This is a genomic window from Citrobacter sp. MGH106, assembly GCF_001037495.1.
GTDB lineage: Bacteria > Pseudomonadota > Gammaproteobacteria > Enterobacterales > Enterobacteriaceae > Citrobacter > Citrobacter murliniae.
The window spans coordinates 4,181,469-4,199,763 of sequence record NZ_KQ089822.1; the positions used below are offsets into that span (position 1 = coordinate 4,181,469).

Annotated in this window: 8 protein-coding genes and 3 rRNA genes; 2 read left to right on the forward strand and 9 right to left on the reverse strand. The window is 52.4% G+C overall.

Annotated elements, in window-relative coordinates; all coding sequences use genetic code 11:
• Window positions 1-57: 57 nt before the first annotated feature.
• Complete coding sequence (locus SK36_RS19505; protein ID WP_045438428.1) at window positions 58-1,689, reverse strand: Na/Pi cotransporter family protein; 1,632 nt, start codon at window positions 1,687-1,689, stop codon at window positions 58-60.
• Between the two features lie 151 nt (window positions 1,690-1,840).
• Window positions 1,841-5,524 carry a methionine synthase gene (gene metH / locus SK36_RS19510; RefSeq protein ID WP_048222504.1) on the reverse strand — a complete coding sequence of 1,228 codons (3,684 nt, stop codon included), beginning with the start codon at window positions 5,522-5,524 and terminating at the stop codon, window positions 1,841-1,843.
• 195 nt (window positions 5,525-5,719) lie between these two features.
• On the opposite strand from metH, the gene iclR reads away from it, so the two are divergent.
• Window positions 5,720-6,544: a glyoxylate bypass operon transcriptional repressor IclR gene (gene iclR / locus SK36_RS19515; RefSeq protein WP_048222507.1), complete on the forward strand. Its 825-nt coding sequence runs from the start codon at window positions 5,720-5,722 to the stop codon at window positions 6,542-6,544.
• A 103-nt stretch (window positions 6,545-6,647) separates the two neighbouring features.
• Here iclR and aceK read toward each other — a convergent pair whose 3' ends face one another.
• From aceK to metA, 4 genes are all read right to left on the reverse strand, one after another.
• Window positions 6,648-8,381, reverse strand: coding sequence for a bifunctional isocitrate dehydrogenase kinase/phosphatase (aceK, locus tag SK36_RS19520; protein WP_045438421.1), 1,734 nt, complete (start codon window positions 8,379-8,381; stop codon window positions 6,648-6,650).
• Window positions 8,382-8,488: 107 nt separating this feature from the next.
• Window positions 8,489-9,793 (reverse strand): isocitrate lyase, encoded by a 1,305-nt coding sequence (gene aceA / locus SK36_RS19525; protein ID WP_045438418.1) that lies wholly within the window; start codon window positions 9,791-9,793, stop codon window positions 8,489-8,491.
• Window positions 9,794-9,824: 31 nt separating this feature from the next.
• Complete coding sequence (aceB, locus tag SK36_RS19530) at window positions 9,825-11,426, reverse strand: malate synthase A (protein WP_048222514.1); 1,602 nt, start codon at window positions 11,424-11,426, stop codon at window positions 9,825-9,827.
• Between the two features lie 268 nt (window positions 11,427-11,694).
• Window positions 11,695-12,624: a homoserine O-acetyltransferase MetA gene (gene metA, locus SK36_RS19535; protein ID WP_048222516.1), complete on the reverse strand. Its 930-nt coding sequence runs from the start codon at window positions 12,622-12,624 to the stop codon at window positions 11,695-11,697.
• Between the two features lie 157 nt (window positions 12,625-12,781).
• Between metA and SK36_RS19540 the strand changes: the two genes are divergently transcribed.
• A complete protein-coding gene (locus SK36_RS19540) occupies window positions 12,782-13,225 on the forward strand; it encodes an acetyltransferase (protein WP_048222517.1) in 444 nt (147 codons plus the stop codon).
• A gap of 100 nt (window positions 13,226-13,325) precedes the next feature.
• Here SK36_RS19540 and rrf read toward each other — a convergent pair.
• From rrf to SK36_RS19555, 3 genes are all read right to left on the reverse strand, one after another.
• Window positions 13,326-13,441 (reverse strand): 5S ribosomal RNA (gene rrf, locus SK36_RS19545).
• A 91-nt stretch (window positions 13,442-13,532) separates the two neighbouring features.
• Window positions 13,533-16,439: ribosomal RNA gene (locus tag SK36_RS19550) — 23S ribosomal RNA — on the reverse strand.
• A 233-nt stretch (window positions 16,440-16,672) separates the two neighbouring features.
• Window positions 16,673-18,214: ribosomal RNA gene (locus SK36_RS19555) — 16S ribosomal RNA — on the reverse strand.
• The 16S, 23S and 5S rRNA genes sit together here, the layout of an rRNA operon.
• Between the last annotated feature and the right edge of the window lie 81 nt (window positions 18,215-18,295).

Below are 18,295 nucleotides of genomic sequence, written 5' to 3' on the forward strand. Positions count from 1 at the left end.
ATGGCGCTACGCAGTCCGGTAGGCTGGAAGCGCAGCGTCATCAGGTATCACCGTCAGTTAATGATCATCCCGCTCATCGTCTTCATCCGGCTGTTCCAGCACGCTGTAGGCAACGGAACAGAACAATGAGTTCAGACGCTGCATGTCGCCAAGTAATGCAAGATGCAGTGAACTGGTCTCGATACTCTGGACGTTCTGCTGATGCAGTCGATCGACGTGCGCATGCGAGTAACGACGGTTAAGAATGCGAAAACGGTGCTTGCTGCGACGCAGACGACGGGCACTGGTCACATCACCGGAGAAGAACACTGACATAGCCAGTTGCAGGTTGCTTAGTAACTGATCGTAGAGCGCATCCAGTTCTTTCAACCCTTCCAGAGAAAATGCCCGACGCGCGGCCAGCGACTTATCGGCAATTTCACTGCCCATTCGTTCAACAATATCGGAAGCCTGTTCCAGGTTGAGCGACATTTCGATAATCTCCGCCCAGCGCCGGGACTCCTCTTCCGCCAGCTCATCTTTTGGCATCCGCGCCAGATAGAGTTTGATCGCCGTGTACAACACGTTGATGTCGTCGGCCATCTTGCGCAGCTCTTTTTCTTCGCGCGGCTCGCCGTGCATTACCTTTTTCAGACCCTCCATCATCTGCTCCATTGCATCACCAATACGCAGGGCTTCACGGGCAGCATTGGCCAACGCCAGCGTCGGCGTATCCAGCGCGCTGACATCCAGATGCTTGGGTTTCAGATGGGCGTCTAATTCGGGTTCATCACGGATAATACGTTTGCAAAAGCGCGCCATCGGCTCGGCAAACGGCACCATCGCTACGCAGCGCACCAGGTTGTAGAAGACGTGAAAATAGATCACTAATTCAGATTTCGGCAGTGGCAATTCATCCATCAGATTGGCCAGCGGATGAACGAACGGCAGAATAATCAGGCTGCCCACCAGCTTAAACAGCAGACTGCCAAGCGCCACACGGCGTGCTGCTGCATTGGCTGCGCTATTGTTCAGCATCGCCAGTAAACCGGAGCCCAGGTTCGCGCCAATCACCAGACACAAGGCGACCGGGAACGAGATAATACCCGCTGCGGTCAACGTTGCCGTCAGCAGAACCGCCGCCAGGCTGGAGTAGCTGATAATCGCGAACATTGCGCCAATCAGCGCATCAAGCATGATATCGCCGGTTAGCGAGGCGAAAATAACCTGCACTCCATTTGCCTGAGTGATCGGTGTCACCGCCTGCACAATCAGCTCCAGCGCCAGTAAGATCAGCCCCAGCCCGATGCCTACGCGCCCCAACTGTCCGACGCGGGACTGCTTACGCCCCAGAAAGAAGATCACACCAATAAAAATCAGCAGTGGCGACAGCCAGGAGAGATCAAAAGTCAGGATACGCGCCATCAGCGCGGTCCCCACATCGGCACCAAGCACAATGACCAGCGCAGGCGTGAGCGCCACCAGATCCTGGGCGACAAACGACGTCACCAGCATAGTGGTCGCGTTACTGCTTTGCACCAGTGCAGTGACGCCAATCCCCGCGCAAAAGGCGAGCGGCTTCTTTTCAACACTTCGGCTAAGCACAGTGCGTAAACGGGCACCAAAGACACGCATCACACCAGTACGCACAATGTGAGTGCCCCAAACCAGCATAGCGACAGCAGAAAGCAGGTGTAGCAGAGTTAACACGGAATCAGGTTCTCCTTATATTTATATGTTCCTGAACTCATGCCTACAATGCGCACAAGTTCCCTTCAGTATAAGGGTTTAAATGTAATAAAGAGACAGGGCACTCATTGAGTGCCCTGTTTGTTGTAAAGAAAGATGACAGTTTTGTGAATCAGTCGGCGTCATAGCCCAGATTAGGCGCTAACCAACGCTCGACTTCCGCCACACTCATCCCTTTACGGAAGGCGTAATCTTCAACCTGGTCGCGCTGAATTTGTGCCACCGCGTAGTACTTACTGTCCGGATGACTGAAATACCAGCCGGAGACCGATGCGCCAGGCCACATGGCGAAAGACTCCGTGAGTTTCATACCGGTATGCGTTTCCACATCCAATAGCTCCCAGATAGTGGCTTTCTCGGTATGTTCCGGACACGCCGGATAACCTGGTGCCGGACGAATACCCTGATAGTTCTCACGGATCAGTTCGTCATTGCTGAGATTCTCGTTCGCCGCGTAGCCCCAGTAAACTTTACGGACACGCTCATGCAGATATTCTGCAAAGGCTTCTGCCAGACGGTCGGCAATCGCTTTCACCATGATCTTGTTGTAGTCATCGTGCTGCGCCTCGAAAGCTTCAGCCAGCGCGTCCTCTTCCAGACCACCAGTGACCGCAAAGGCACCGATGTAATCCGCCTTGCCGCTCAGTTTTGGTGCCACAAAGTCAGACAGGCAGTAGTTGGCAAAGCCGACTTTTTCCGTTTGCTGACGCAGATGATGACTCACATTCAGCACATGTGTGCGCGTTTCATCACGATAGATCTCAATGTCATCGCCGACACGGTTAGCCGGGAACAGGCCAACCACACCGCGCGGATTCAACGTTTTCTCGGCGCTGAGTTTATCCAGCATATCGTTGGCGTCTTTAAACAGACGTTTCGCCTCTTCACCCACCACTTCATCTTCCAGAATGCGTGGATATTTCCCGGCTAGCGACCAGGTCATAAAAAACGGCGTCCAGTCGATGTAATTACGCAGCGTTTCGATGCTGGCTTCAACGCTCTGCACACCGAGACGATGAGCCACCGGCGGTGTGTAGCTTGCCCAGTCGAACGCCAGATCGTTCTCACGCGCGGCAGCCAGTGTCACTGGCGGAGTACGCGGTTTCTTACGCGCATGCTGGATACGCACCGTTTCATACTCTTTACGCGTACGGGCGACAAAATCATCGCGCTGTGTATCGGACAGCAAAGCGGCAACCACGCCAACGGTGCGAGAGGCGTTCTGTACATAGACCGTTGGCCCACTGTAGTTTTGCTCGATCTTCACCGCTGTGTGCGCTTTTGACGTCGTTGCACCACCAATCAGCAGCGGGATAGTAAAGCCCTGACGTTCCATCTCTTTCGCCACATTGACCATTTCGTCCAGCGACGGGGTAATCAGCCCGGAGAGGCCAATCAGATCGGCATTCACTTCACGCGCGGTTCTGAGGATTTTCTCCGCTGGCACCATCACGCCAAGGTCGACGATTTCGTAGTTGTTGCATTGCAACACCACTCCGACAATGTTCTTGCCAATATCGTGCACATCGCCCTTCACGGTAGCGATAACCATCTTGCCGTTGCTGGAGCCTTTTTCTTTGCTGGCTTCAATGTAGGGTTCGAGGTATGCCACCGCCTGTTTCATCACTCGGGCAGATTTCACCACCTGCGGCAGGAACATTTTACCCTCACCGAACAGGTCACCAACGACGTTCATACCGTCCATCAGCGGCCCTTCGATGACCTCAATCGGGCGTGCTGCCTGCTGGCGAGCCTCTTCGGTGTCCAGTTCGATAAACTCAGTAATGCCTTTCACCAGCGAATATTCGAGACGTTTTTTCACATCCCAACTACGCCACTCCGCCTGCTGGGCGTTGGCGGTATCATCGGTTTTGCTGCCACGGTATTTTTCGGCCAGATCCAGCAGACTCTCGGTGCCGTCATCGCGGCGGTTGAGGATCACATCTTCCACCGCATCGCGTAACTCGGCCGGCAGGTCGTCATAGATCGCCAGTTGTCCGGCATTGACGATCCCCATGTCCATACCGTTACGAATGGCATAGTACAGGAACACCGCGTGAATGGCTTCGCGCACCGGATCGTTGCCACGGAACGAGAACGAGACGTTAGAGACGCCGCCAGAGATTAGCGCATGCGGCAGTTCGCGTTTGATATCTTCACACGCGCCGATAAAGTCCTGCGCGTAGTTGTTATGTTCGTCAATACCGGTCGCAACCGCAAAGATGTTTGGATCGAAGATAATGTCTTCCGGCGGGAAGCCCACCTCTTCGGTAAGAATTTTGTACGCCCGGCGACAAATCTCAATTTTACGGGCACGGGTATCGGCCTGACCCTGTTCATCAAAGGCCATAACCACCACCGCCGCACCGTAACGTCGCAGCAACTTCGCGTGATGGATAAAGGTTTCTACACCCTCTTTCATCGAAATAGAGTTAACGATGCCTTTACCCTGAATGCACTTCAGACCTTTTTCGATGACATCCCATTTCGAGGAGTCAATCATAATCGGCACGCGGGCGATGTCCGGCTCACCGGCGATCAGGTTGAGGAAACGCACCATCGCCGCTTCGGCGTCGAGCATCCCTTCATCCATGTTGATATCGATAATTTGCGCGCCACTTTCCACCTGCTGGCGGGCAACGTCCAGCGCTTCGCTGTATTTTTCTTCTTTGATCAGGCGCTTAAATTTGGCCGAGCCGGTGACGTTGGTACGCTCACCAACGTTGACGAACAGACTGTCGTCGCCAATATTCAGAGGTTCAAGCCCGGCTAAACGGCAGGCAACCGGGATTTCCGGCAACTGGCGCGGGGCCAGGCCATCAACCGCGCGGCTCATTGCCGCGATGTGTTCCGGTGTGGTGCCGCAGCAACCACCAACCACGTTCAGGAAACCCGCTTGTGCCCATTCGCGGATTTGCTTCGCCATGGTATCAGCGTCAAGATCGTACTCACCGAAGGCGTTCGGCAGACCAGCATTCGGGTGCGCGGTTACGTAGCATTCAGCAATACGTGACAGTTCCTGCACATACTGGCGCAACTCATCCGGACCTAAAGCACAGTTAAGGCCGAAGGTGAGCGCGTCGGCGTGGCGCAGTGAATTATAAAATGCTTCAGTCGTCTGACCAGAAAGCGTACGTCCTGAGGCGTCAGTGATGGTGCCGGAGATCATGATCGGCAACTCAACGCCCAGTGCTTCAAACTCTGTTTTCACTGCAAATATGGCCGCTTTCGCGTTAAGCGTGTCAAAAACGGTTTCAATCAGGATCAGATCGCTACCACCTTCCACCAGCGCTTTGGTAGATTCACGGTAAGCCGCCACCAGTCCGTCAAAGGTGATATTACGGTAGGCGGGATCGTTAACATCCGGTGAGATAGACGCGGTGCGGTTAGTCGGGCCGAGGACACCCGCGACATAGCGCGGTTTGTTCGGCGTGCGTGCCGTCCATTCGTCCGCACAGGCACGTGCCAGTTTTGCCGCTTCAAAGTTGATTTCCGCCGACAGGGATTCCATCTGGTAATCCGCCATGGCGATGGTCGTGGAGTTGAAGGTGTTGGTTTCGATGATATCTGCGCCCGCTTCAAAGTAGGCGTTATGGATCGCAGTTATCACCTCCGGCTTGCTGAGCACCAACAGGTCATTGTTGCCTTTCAGATCGCTCGGCCAGTCGGCAAAGCGCTCACCGCGGAAATCCTCTTCACTCAGACGATAACTCTGGATCATGGTGCCCATACCGCCGTCCAGCACCAGAATACGTTCTTTTAACTGCTGACGTAATTGTTCAACTTTGCTACTCACACTGACTCCCGACAACGCTCAACCAGACCGAAAAAAGCTCAACGAACCATACTCGCACAAAGATTAATGACGGAAAAGCAAACAACAGCCAACATGAGACATGTTCAGCTTCACTCATCCGATCAGTACAGGAATTCTTGCATTATAATTGAATAAAACGAAAATGATTTCCACGATACAGAAAAGGAGTCTGCCATGGTTGCCACTGTCCCCGCGAAACGCGGTAGAAAACCTGCCGCCACTACTACGCCTGCAACCGGGCAGGTTCAGTCTCTGACCCGAGGCCTGAAATTACTGGAGTGGATTGCTGAGTCCAACGGCAGCGTAGCGCTGACCGAACTGGCGCAACAAGCTGGTCTGCCCAATTCCACCACGCACCGTTTGCTGACCACGATGCAGCAACAGGGTTTTGTCCGCCAGGTTGGCGAGCTGGGACACTGGGCCGTGGGCGCACATGCGTTTATCGTCGGCAGCAGCTTTTTGCAAAGCCGCAACCTGCTGGCGATTGTCCATCCGATTCTGCGTAAGCTGATGGAAGACTCCGGCGAAACAGTGAACCTGGCGGTGCTGGATCAGAGCGACCATCAGGCCATTATTATCGACCAGGTGCAGTGCACACAGCTGATGCGTATGTCTGCCCCCATTGGCGGCAAGCTGCCAATGCACGCTTCCGGCGCGGGAAAAGCATTCCTGGCACAATTAAGCGAAGAACAGGTTACTGGCCTGCTGCACCGTAAAGGCCTACATGCTTATACTCACGCCACACTAGTCTCGCCAGTACATCTGAAAGAAGACCTCGCCCAGACGCGTAAACGTGGCTATTCGTTTGATGACGAGGAGCATGCACTTGGCCTGCGCTGCGTGGCATCGTGCATTTACGATGAGCATCGTGAGCCATTTGCCGCCATCTCTATCTCCGGACCGATTTCCCGTATCACCGACGATCGCGTTACTGAGTTTGGCGCGATGGCGATTAAAGCGGCGAAAGAGGTAACGCTGGCATACGGCGGGATTCGTTAAGGCATTTTTGTCGGGTAACGGCTACGCCTTACCCGGCCTACAAACCGGAGATCGCCGGAGCCTGATAGGCACAGCGACGTCAGGCAATTAACGCAAAATTACGCTAGTCCTGCTGATTGTAACGCACACTAAATCGTTGCTTGCGGCGGTAAGCGTAGACATCTTCCACATGTCCTTCCCGAATTCGGGTCTGCAACGCCCGCCAGTAGTCGGCACGAAACAGATCAGCGTGCATCTCTTCAAACAACGGTCCAATACGCGGATCGGCACACAGCCAGTGACGGAACTCCTCCGGGAAAACGTCACCTGGAGAAACGCTGTACCATGGCTCACTTGCCAGCTCATCCTCCGGGTAACGCGGCGGTGGGATATGGCGAAAATTCACTTCCGTCATGTAACAAATTTCATCATAGTCGTAGAACACCACACGCCCGTGGCGGGTGACACCAAAATTTTTAAATAACATGTCACCAGGGAAAATATTGGCAGCGGCTAACTGACGAATAGCGTTGCCATACTCTTCAATTGCATCCCGCAGTTGCTGCCCTTCCACCTGCTCCAGCCAGATATTCAACGGTACCATCCGGCGTTCGATATACAGATGTCGAATAACGATCTGCTCACCAAGATCGGTTATCTTTTCAGGGACTTCCTGTAGCAGCAGTGCCATCAGCGCCGGGGCGATTTGCCGCTTATCCAATACAAAGTTCTCGAACTCCTGGGTGTCCGCCATGCGTCCGACACGATCGTGCTCTTTCACCAGTTGATAACAGGCACGGACATGGGCAGCAGACATCTCTTTCTGCGGCGCAAATTTATCTTTAATAATTTTGAATACCCGATCGAATCCCGGCAGCGTAAAAACCAGCATGACCATGCCGCGTATTCCCGGCGCCTCAATAAACTGCTCGTCGCTCCCGGCAAGATAGAGCAGATATTCGCGATAGCTTTCTGTTTTCGCATGCTTCTGACAGCCAATCGCCATATACAACTCGGCGGTGGTTTTACCGGGCAGGATCTCGCGCAGCCACTCCACTAACGCCGCAGGCAACGGGGCATAAACCATAAAATAAGAGCGGGCAAAGCCAAACACGATACTGGCTTCCGCAGCAGTTGTCAGACAGGTATCAACAAATAACTCACCTTCGTCGGTGCGGTGTATCGGCAGTAAAAATGGCAAAGTACCGGAAGGCGTTATGAGTTTCCCAACCAGCCAGGCGGCTTTATTGCGGTAAAAAAGTTCATTCGCCACCTGCAAATGGCAGCGCTGCAACACATCCGCACCAAAAGTTTCCGTCAGGTGTCCGATGATGTAATGGATATCACGAATTTTGTTCTGCCACGGCAGACGCAGAGGCAGATCGCTGAGTACCCGCGCGAGCATCGATTCCCATCCTGAATCAGGGAAAAAGTCTTTCGCCAGCGGACGTGGGATGGTTCGAAAGCGGCGTTCTGGCTGGGAGCTAAAAATAAACAGACGCTCGGGAGTCAGCGAACGATGGTCAAATAACCGACAGTAAACAGAGTTAAAAAAGCTCTCCGCAATCTCGAAGCGCGGATAGTCCGGCAATAGCCGGGTGTAATGCTCTTTGACGCGAAGTAAAAACTCCGCATTGGTACTTTTGCCGTCGGTAATACAGCGTAACTGTTCCACCACCAGGCCCACATGATGATCGTAGAGGTGGATACGGCTTTTCATCGCCTGCTGAACCGCATGCCAGTCGGCTTGTTCAAAACGCTGCTGCGCACCGGACGTCACTTCCAGAAATCGGCCATACTGCGCATCAAAGCCTTGCAGGATGGTTTGAGCAATCAGTAATTCCAGGCCACGCGACATCTTTTGCCCTCATCCAGAACCGGAGATTGCCGGATAGCGCATTCACTTATCCGGCCTACGAAGATCCGTAGGCCCGGTAAGCACAGTGCCACCGGGCATCAGGACAATCAGAACTGTGATTCTTCCGTCGACCCCGTCAGCGCAGTAACGGATGACGCGCCGCCCTGAATAATGGTCGTCACTTTGTCGAAGTAACCGGTACCCACTTCCTGCTGATGGGATACGAAAGTGTAACCGTCTTTCGCCGCCGCAAATTCTGGCTGCTGGACTTTCTCGACGTAGTGGCGCATGCCTTCGCCCTGCGCATAGGAATGTGCAAGATCGAACATGTTGAACCACATGCTGTGGATACCCGCCAGAGTAATGAACTGATATTTATAGCCCATGTCCGACAGCTGCTGCTGGAAGCTGGCAATGGTTTTGTCGTCCAGGTTCTTCTGCCAGTTAAACGATGGTGAACAGTTGTAGGCCAACAGTTTACCTGGATATTTAGCGTGGATCGCATCGGCAAAGCGGCGAGCCAGCTCGAGATCCGGGGTAGAAGTTTCACACCACACCAGATCAGCATACGGTGCATAGGCCAGACCGCGACTGATTGCCTGTTCAATGCCCGCATGGGTACGGTAGAACCCTTCACTGGTACGCTCGCCGGTAATGAACTCGCTGTCGTATGGATCGCAGTCAGAGGTGATCAAATCTGCCGCGTCAGCATCGGTACGGGCAATAACCAGCGTCGGTACGCCCATCACGTCAGCCGCCAGACGTGCCGCCACCAGTTTCTGGATAGCTTCCTGAGTCGGTACCAGCACTTTGCCGCCCATATGACCACATTTTTTCACGGAGGCGAGCTGATCTTCGAAGTGAACAGCCGCTGCACCAGCCTCAATCATCGATTTCATCAGTTCGAAAGCGTTGAGTACGCCGCCAAAACCGGCTTCAGCATCAGCGACGATCGGCAGGAAGTAGTCCACATAGCGCGGATCGTTCGGTTCAATACCGGTAGACCACTGGATCTGATCCGCGCGGCGGAAGGTGTTGTTGATCCGATCCACCACTGCCGGCACCGAGTTCGCCGGGTACAGCGATTGATCCGGGTACATGCTGGAAGCCAGGTTAGCATCTGCCGCGACCTGCCAGCCAGAAAGATAGACCGCTTCAATACCGGCTTTCGCTTGCTGCAGCGCCTGACCACCGGTCAGCGCACCGAGACTGTTGATGTAGCCTTTCTTCGATTCGCCGTGCAACAGACGCCACATTTTCGCCGCTCCAAGCTGCGCCAGCGTACATTCCGGGTTGACCGAGCCACGTAATTTCACCACTTCCTCCGCGCTATATGGGCGGGTAATGCCTTCCCAGCGCGGTTGTGTCCATTCTTTTTGTAATTCTTCGATTTGTTGAGTACGGGTTTTCATGTGCAGATGCTCCATATTATGATGTGGTGAGTTAAGCCAGCAGGCGGTAACCCGGCAGGGTCAGGAAGTCGATCAGTTCGTCAGAAGTGGTGATTTGCTCCATCAGGCGCGCGGCATCGTCAAAACGCCCGCTGCTGTAGCGGTGTTCGCCCAGTTCGTCCTGAATAACCAGCATTTCTTCTGCCAGCATCTGACGGAACAGGGATTTAGTGACAGGTTTGCCGTTGCTCAGCGTTTTTTCATGGTGGATCCACTGCCAGATAGAGGTTCGGGAGATTTCGGCGGTCGCCGCGTCTTCCATCAGACCATAAATCGGCACACAGCCATTGCCGGAGATCCATGCTTCGATGTACTGCACAGCAACGCGGATATTGGCGCGCATCCCTTCTTCAGTGCGCTCACCCTCACATGGAGCCAGAAGCTGTTCTGCGGTGATCGGCGCATCTTCATCACGGGTCACGAATAACTGGTTTTTGTTTTCCCCCAGCACATCGTTGAAAATCGCCATTGCGGTATCTGCAAGCCCCGGGTGAGCAACCCAGGTCCCGTCATGACCGTTATTGGCTTCCAGCGCTTTATCCGCTTTAACTTTGTTCAGTACCTGGTTGTTACGTTCGGCGTCTTTGCTGGGGATGAATGCCGCCATACCGCCCATCGCAAATGCGCCGCGTTTGTGACAGGTTTTAATCAGCAGACGCGAGTACGCGCTGAGGAAAGGTTTATCCATCGTCACGACCTGACGATCCGGCAGAACACGATCCGGGTGATTTTTCAGCGTTTTGATATAGCTGAAAATGTAATCCCAGCGGCCGCAGTTCAGGCCCACAATATGGTCACGCAGTGCGTGCAGGATCTCATCCATCTGGAAGACAGCTGGCAGCGTTTCAATCAGCAACGTAGCTTTGATAGTTCCGCGCGGCAGGTTAAATCTGTCTTCGGCATAGCTGAAGACTTCACTCCACCAGGCAGCTTCTTGCCAGGACTGAGTCTTCGGCAGATAGAAATAGGGACCGCTGCCTTTTGCCAGCAACGCTTTATAGTTGTGGAAGAAATAGAGAGCAAAGTCGAACAGGCTGCCGGGAATCGCTTCTTCGCGCCAGGTCACATGTTTTTCCGGCAAGTGCAGGCCACGCACACGGCAAATCAATAACGCCGGATTGGGTTTCAACTGGTAAATCTTACCGGCTTCATTGGTGTAGCTGATGGTACCGTTTACCGCATCACGCAGGTTAATTTGCCCGTCGATGACTTTGCTCCATTCGGGGGCCAGTGAATCCTCAAAATCAGCCATGAAGACTTTGACGTTCGCATTCAGCGCGTTGATCACCATCTTGCGTTCAACAGGCCCGGTGATCTCTACACGACGATCCTGCAAGTCATCAGGAATACCACGAATTTTCCAGTTACCTTCACGAATGGAAGCTGTTTCCGAAATAAAATCAGGCAACTTACCGTCATCAATATCCTGCTGCTGTTGAATACGTGCAGCGAGAAGCTTATTCCGTTTTGGTGTAAATCGTGTCACCAGTTCAGTCAGAAACTCCACCGCTTCTTCAGTCAGAATTTGCTGTTCTTGCTCGCCATGCAGTCTGGTAAACACCAGCTCATTGGTTGTTGTTGCCTGTTGATTCATTGCGTAGTTCCTCGTCATTGATCCAAAACCATCCCCAATGCGAACGAAGGATCGTTGTGCGGTTTTCGTTCAGCACAACTAAGACTACTCAATTAAATTTCAAAATCAAAAACAATTTCCATTTTTAATTTAATTATCAATTAACTTATTAATAACATTAAAAATAAAAATTAATTACATGATGAGGTGCGTTTCGGAAATAAAAAAGGCACCCGAAGGTGCCTGATTCAATATGCTGAAACGCTTAAGGATCGCTGGCTACAGAAGATTAATCCAGCGTTGGATTCATGTGACGCAGATCGTATGGCGTTATCTGGTAGACGTAATAGTTGAGCCAGTTGGTAAACAGCAAATTACCATGGCTGCGCCAGGTTGCCCGCGGTTTGTTTTGCGGGTCGTCTTTCGGGAAATAGTTGTATGGAACATCCGGAGTTAAACCCGCTTCGACGTCACGAAAATATTCACTGGCCAGAGTATAGGCATCATATTCTGGATGGCCCGTCACGAATGCAATACGCTTATCTTTGCTGGCAAACAGATAGGCATCACCCTCTTCCGTCTCCGCAAAGATCTCAAGATCGGTGTAATCCCTGATAAGTGCTGCTGGAAAATCAGCATAGCGTGAATGCGGTGCCAGAAATGCGTCATCAAAACCACGCGTCAGCAAGGCATGAGGATGCAGAATATGGTGTTCATAGACGCCCGAGAGTTTGTCCGTGCGGGTTTGTTTGGGAATGCCATACAAAATATTAAGTGCAGCCTGTACCGCCCAACAGACAAACAGTGTCGACGTGACGTGGTCTTTTGCCCATTCCAGAACCTGTTTTATCTGCGGCCAGTAAGCCACATCGTTAAATTCAACCAGACCCAGCGGCGCGCCGGTCACGATCAGTCCGTCGAAGTTCTGGTCGCAGATATCCTCGAAATTACAGTAAAAGTTATTTAGATGCTCGGTAGGAGTGTTACGTGACTCACGTGCATCAATGCGTAATAGTTGAACATCCACCTGTAGCGGTGAGTTCGACAGTAAACGCAGAAACTGGTTTTCCGTTTCAATCTTCTTCGGCATCAGGTTGAGGATAAGTACCTTTAGTGGACGAATTTCCTGACCGGAAGCGCGAGATGTCGTCATGACAAAGACATTTTCCTCACGCAAGAAATTGACGGCGGGTAGCTCGTCCAGCACACGAATTGGCATAACCTGATAACCTCACTACATACGCTTAAACGTTTAGACATCCAGATAGCTGAAGATACCCAGGAATCATACGAATGTCGAGTCTGTATGCCCAAGGTGAGAAAGTTTCACATCCCCTTGCTGTAGAATAGTGCAGTAAAGATAAAAGGAGAATGCTATGGCTCTGACCATTCGTCGTTCACGCACGGACGAAAGCGATAAGTTAGTTTCTATCTGGTGTCGTTCAGTCGATGCCACTCACCATTTTCTCTCATCTGATTACCGTATTGAGCTGGAAGAACTGGTCCGTTCGTTTTTGCCAGAAGCTCCACTATGGGTTGCGGTAACGGAACAGGATGAACCCATCGCCTTTATGCTGCTCACAGATGAACATATGGATGCCTTATTCGTCGATCCTGATGTTCGCGGATGTGGTGTGGGGAAATGGCTGGTTGAGCATGCACTGATGCTGGCCCCCAGGTTAACGACCAACGTTAATGAGCAAAATGAACAAGCCGTTGGATTCTATAAGAAGATGGGATTTAAGGTGACGGGACGTTCAGAGGTTGATGACCTTGGAAAGCCGTATCCGTTATTGCATCTCGCGTATACCGGAGAATAAGGGATTCAGTACGGTTTGTATTGCCGGACGACAGTGTTTCCTGCAGTCCGCAGACGTAAAAAAGCCCATCCGGCAGGATGGGCTTCTTCACTGGTTTGATGCCTGGCAGTTCCCTACTCTCGCATGGGGAGACCCCACACTACCATCGGCGCTACGGCGTTTCACTTCTGAGTTCGGCATGGGGTCAGGTGGGACCACCGCGCTACAGCCGCCAGGCAAATTCTGTTTATCAACACGCTTTCGCATGTCAATTTAATCTGTATCAAGCTGAAATTTCGTCTCTTCGCCAAAACAGCTTCGGCGTTGTAAGGTTAAGCCTCACGGTTCATTAGTATCGGTTAGCTCAATGTATCGCTACACTTACACACCCGACCTATCAACGTCGTCGTCTTCAACGTTCCTTCAGGAGACTTATAGTCTCAGGGAGAACTCATCTCGGGGCAAGTTTCGTGCTTAGATGCTTTCAGCACTTATCTCTTCCGCATTTAGCTACCGGGCAATGCCATTGGCATGACAACCCGAACACCAGTGATGCGTCCACTCCGGTCCTCTCGTACTAGGAGCAGCCCCCCTCAATTCTCCAGCGCCCACGGCAGATAGGGACCGAACTGTCTCACGACGTTCTAAACCCAGCTCGCGTACCACTTTAAATGGCGAACAGCCATACCCTTGGGACCTACTTCAGCCCCAGGATGTGATGAGCCGACATCGAGGTGCCAAACACCGCCGTCGATATGAACTCTTGGGCGGTATCAGCCTGTTATCCCCGGAGTACCTTTTATCCGTTGAGCGATGGCCCTTCCATTCAGAACCACCGGATCACTAAGACCTGCTTTCGCACCTGCTCGAGCCGTCACTCTCGCAGTCAAGCTAGCTTATGCCTTTGCACTAACCTCCTGATGTCCGACCAGGATTAGCTAACCTTCGTGCTCCTCCGTTACTCTTTAGGAGGAGACCGCCCCAGTCAAACTACCCACCAGACACTGTCCGCAACCCGGATCACGGGTCTACGTTAGAACACCAGCCATTAAAGGGTGGTATTTCAAGGTTGGCTCCATGCAGACTGGCGTCCACACTTCAAAGCCTCCCACCTATCCTACACATCAAGGACCAGTGTTCAGTGTCAAGCTATAGTAAAGGTTCACGGGGTCTTTCCGTCTTGCCGCGGGTACACTGCATCTTCACAGCGAGTTCAATTTCACTGAGTCTCGGGTGGAGACAGCCTGGCCATCATTACGCCATTCGTGCAGGTCGGAACTTACCCGACAAGGAATTTCGCTACCTTAGGACCGTTATAGTTACGGCCGCCGTTTACCGGGGCTTCGATCAAGAGCTTCTCCTTACGGATAACCCCATCAATTAACCTTCCGGCACCGGGCAGGCGTCACACCGTATACGTCCACTTTCGTGTTTGCACAGTGCTGTGTTTTTAATAAACAGTTGCAGCCAGCTGGTATCTTCGACTGATTTCAGCTCCATGAGTAAATCACTTCACCTACATATCAGCGTGCCTTCTCCCGAAGTTACGGCACCATTTTGCCTAGTTCCTTCACCCGAGTTCTCTCAAGCGCCTTGGTATTCTCTACCTGACCACCTGTGTCGGTTTGGGGTACGATTTTGTGTTACCTGATGCTTAGAGGCTTTTCCTGGAAGCAGGGCATTTGTTACTTCAGCACCGTAGTGCCTCGTCATCACACCTCAGCGTTAATAAGGTACCGGATTTACCTGGAACCTCCGCCTACATGCTTAAACCGGGACAACCGTCGCCCGGCTAACATAGCCTTCTCCGTCCCCCCTTCGCAGTAACACCAAGTACAGGAATATTAACCTGTTTCCCATCGACTACGCCTTTCGGCCTCGCCTTAGGGGTCGACTCACCCTGCCCCGATTAACGTTGGACAGGAACCCTTGGTCTTCCGGCGTGCGGGTTTTTCACCCGCATTATCGTTACTTATGTCAGCATTCGCACTTCTGATACCTCCAGCACCCCTCACAGGACACCTTCAACGGCTTACAGAACGCTCCCCTACCCAACAACACATAGTGTCGCTGCCGCAGCTTCGGTGCATGGTTTAGCCCCGTTACATCTTCCGCGCAGGCCGACTCGACCAGTGAGCTATTACGCTTTCTTTAAATGATGGCTGCTTCTAAGCCAACATCCTGGCTGTCTGTGCCTTCCCACATCGTTTCCCACTTAACCATGACTTTGGGACCTTAGCTGGCGGTCTGGGTTGTTTCCCTCTTCACGACGGACGTTAGCACCCGCCGTGTGTCTCCCGTGATAACATTCTTCGGTATTCGCAGTTTGCATCGGGTTGGTAAGTCGGGATGACCCCCTAGCCGAAACAGTGCTCTACCCCCGAAGATGAGTTCACGAGGCGCTACCTAAATAGCTTTCGGGGAGAACCAGCTATCTCCCGGTTTGATTGGCCTTTCACCCCCAGCCACAAGTCATCCGCTAATTTTTCAACATTAGTCGGTTCGGTCCTCCAGTTAGTGTTACCCAACCTTCAACCTGCCCATGGCTAGATCACCGGGTTTCGGGTCTATACCCTGCAACTTAACGCCCAGTTAAGACTCGGTTTCCCTTCGGCTCCCCTATTCGGTTAACCTTGCTACAGAATATAAGTCGCTGACCCATTATACAAAAGGTACGCAGTCACCCCATAAAGAGGCTCCCACTGCTTGTACGTACACGGTTTCAGGTTCTTTTTCACTCCCCTCGCCGGGGTTCTTTTCGCCTTTCCCTCACGGTACTGGTTCACTATCGGTCAGTCAGGAGTATTTAGCCTTGGAGGATGGTCCCCCCATATTCAGACAGGATACCACGTGTCCCGCCCTACTCTTCGAGTTCACAACATGTGTGATTTTGTGTACGGGACTATCACCCTGTACCGTCGGACTTTCCAGACCGTTCCACTACCACACATGCTGATTCAGACTCTGGGCTGCTCCCCGTTCGCTCGCCGCTACTGGGGGAATCTCGGTTGATTTCTTTTCCTCGGGGTACTTAGATGTTTCAGTTCCCCCGGTTCGCTTCATTACGCTATGTATTCACGTAATGATAGTGTGACGAATCACACTGGGTTTCCCCATTCGGAAATCGCCGGCTATAACGGTTCATATCACCTTACCGACGCTTATCGCAGATTAGCACGTCCTTCATCGCCTCTGACTGCCAGGGCATCCACCGTGTACGCTTAGTCGCTTAACCTCACAACCCGAAGATGTTTCGTAAAACACCATCGTGTTGCGAAAATTTGAGAGACTCGAACACACCATTTATCTGCTCTTATTACGGAGAACAGACACAGTGTGTCGTTTCAATTTTCAGCTTGATCCAGATTTTTAAAGAGCAAAACTTCTTAATGCACTCGAAAGTACATTCAGAAGTTCATCATTCATCAGACAATCTGTGTGGACACTACAAGGAACGGTTCTTTAAGGTAAGGAGGTGATCCAACCGCAGGTTCCCCTACGGTTACCTTGTTACGACTTCACCCCAGTCATGAATCACAAAGTGGTAAGCGCCCTCCCGAAGGTTAAGCTACCTACTTCTTTTGCAACCCACTCCCATGGTGTGACGGGCGGTGTGTACAAGGCCCGGGAACGTATTCACCGTGGCATTCTGATCCACGATTACTAGCGATTCCGACTTCATGGAGTCGAGTTGCAGACTCCAATCCGGACTACGACATACTTTATGAGGTCCGCTTGCTCTCGCGAGGTCGCTTCTCTTTGTATATGCCATTGTAGCACGTGTGTAGCCCTACTCGTAAGGGCCATGATGACTTGACGTCATCCCCACCTTCCTCCAGTTTATCACTGGCAGTCTCCTTTGAGTTCCCGGCCGGACCGCTGGCAACAAAGGATAAGGGTTGCGCTCGTTGCGGGACTTAACCCAACATTTCACAACACGAGCTGACGACAGCCATGCAGCACCTGTCTCAGAGTTCCCGAAGGCACCAAAGCATCTCTGCTAAGTTCTCTGGATGTCAAGAGTAGGTAAGGTTCTTCGCGTTGCATCGAATTAAACCACATGCTCCACCGCTTGTGCGGGCCCCCGTCAATTCATTTGAGTTTTAACCTTGCGGCCGTACTCCCCAGGCGGTCGACTTAACGCGTTAGCTCCGGAAGCCACGCCTCAAGGGCACAACCTCCAAGTCGACATCGTTTACGGCGTGGACTACCAGGGTATCTAATCCTGTTTGCTCCCCACGCTTTCGCACCTGAGCGTCAGTCTTTGTCCAGGGGGCCGCCTTCGCCACCGGTATTCCTCCAGATCTCTACGCATTTCACCGCTACACCTGGAATTCTACCCCCCTCTACAAGACTCTAGCCTGCCAGTTTCGGATGCAGTTCCCAGGTTGAGCCCGGGGATTTCACATCCGACTTGACAGACCGCCTGCGTGCGCTTTACGCCCAGTAATTCCGATTAACGCTTGCACCCTCCGTATTACCGCGGCTGCTGGCACGGAGTTAGCCGGTGCTTCTTCTGCGAGTAACGTCAATTGCTGAGGTTATTAACCTTAATGCCTTCCTCCTCGCTGAAAGTACTTTACAACCCGAAGGCCTTCTTCATACACGCGGCATGGCTGCATCAGGCTTGCGCCCATTGTGCAATATTCCCCACTGCTGCCTCCCGTAGGAGTCTGGACCGTGTCTCAGTTCCAGTGTGGCTGGTCATCCTCTCAGACCAGCTAGGGATCGTCGCCTAGGTGAGCCGTTACCCCACCTACTAGCTAATCCCATCTGGGCACATCCGATGGCAAGAGGCCCGAAGGTCCCCCTCTTTGGTCTTGCGACGTTATGCGGTATTAGCTACCGTTTCCAGTAGTTATCCCCCTCCATCGGGCAGTTTCCCAGACATTACTCACCCGTCCGCCACTCGTCACCCAAGGAGCAAGCTCCTCTGTGCTACCGTTCGACTTGCATGTGTTAGGCCTGCCGCCAGCGTTCAATCTGAGCCATGATCAAACTCTTCAATTTAAGTTTGATGCTCGTGAATTAAACTTCGTAATGAATTACGTGTTCACTCAGAGACTTGGTATTCATTTTTCGTCTTGCGAC

Coding starts and splice junctions, on each gene's coding strand:
- metA (WP_048222516.1), bottom strand. CDS start 12,624: ATGCCAATTCGTGTGCTGGACGAGCTACCCGCCGTCAATTTCTTGCGT.
- aceB (WP_048222514.1), bottom strand. CDS start 11,426: ATGAATCAACAGGCAACAACAACCAATGAGCTGGTGTTTACCAGACTG.
- aceA (WP_045438418.1), bottom strand. CDS start 9,793: ATGAAAACCCGTACTCAACAAATCGAAGAATTACAAAAAGAATGGACA.
- iclR (WP_048222507.1), top strand. CDS start 5,720: ATGGTTGCCACTGTCCCCGCGAAACGCGGTAGAAAACCTGCCGCCACT.
- SK36_RS19540 (WP_048222517.1), top strand. CDS start 12,782: ATGGCTCTGACCATTCGTCGTTCACGCACGGACGAAAGCGATAAGTTA.
- aceK (WP_045438421.1), bottom strand. CDS start 8,381: ATGTCGCGTGGCCTGGAATTACTGATTGCTCAAACCATCCTGCAAGGC.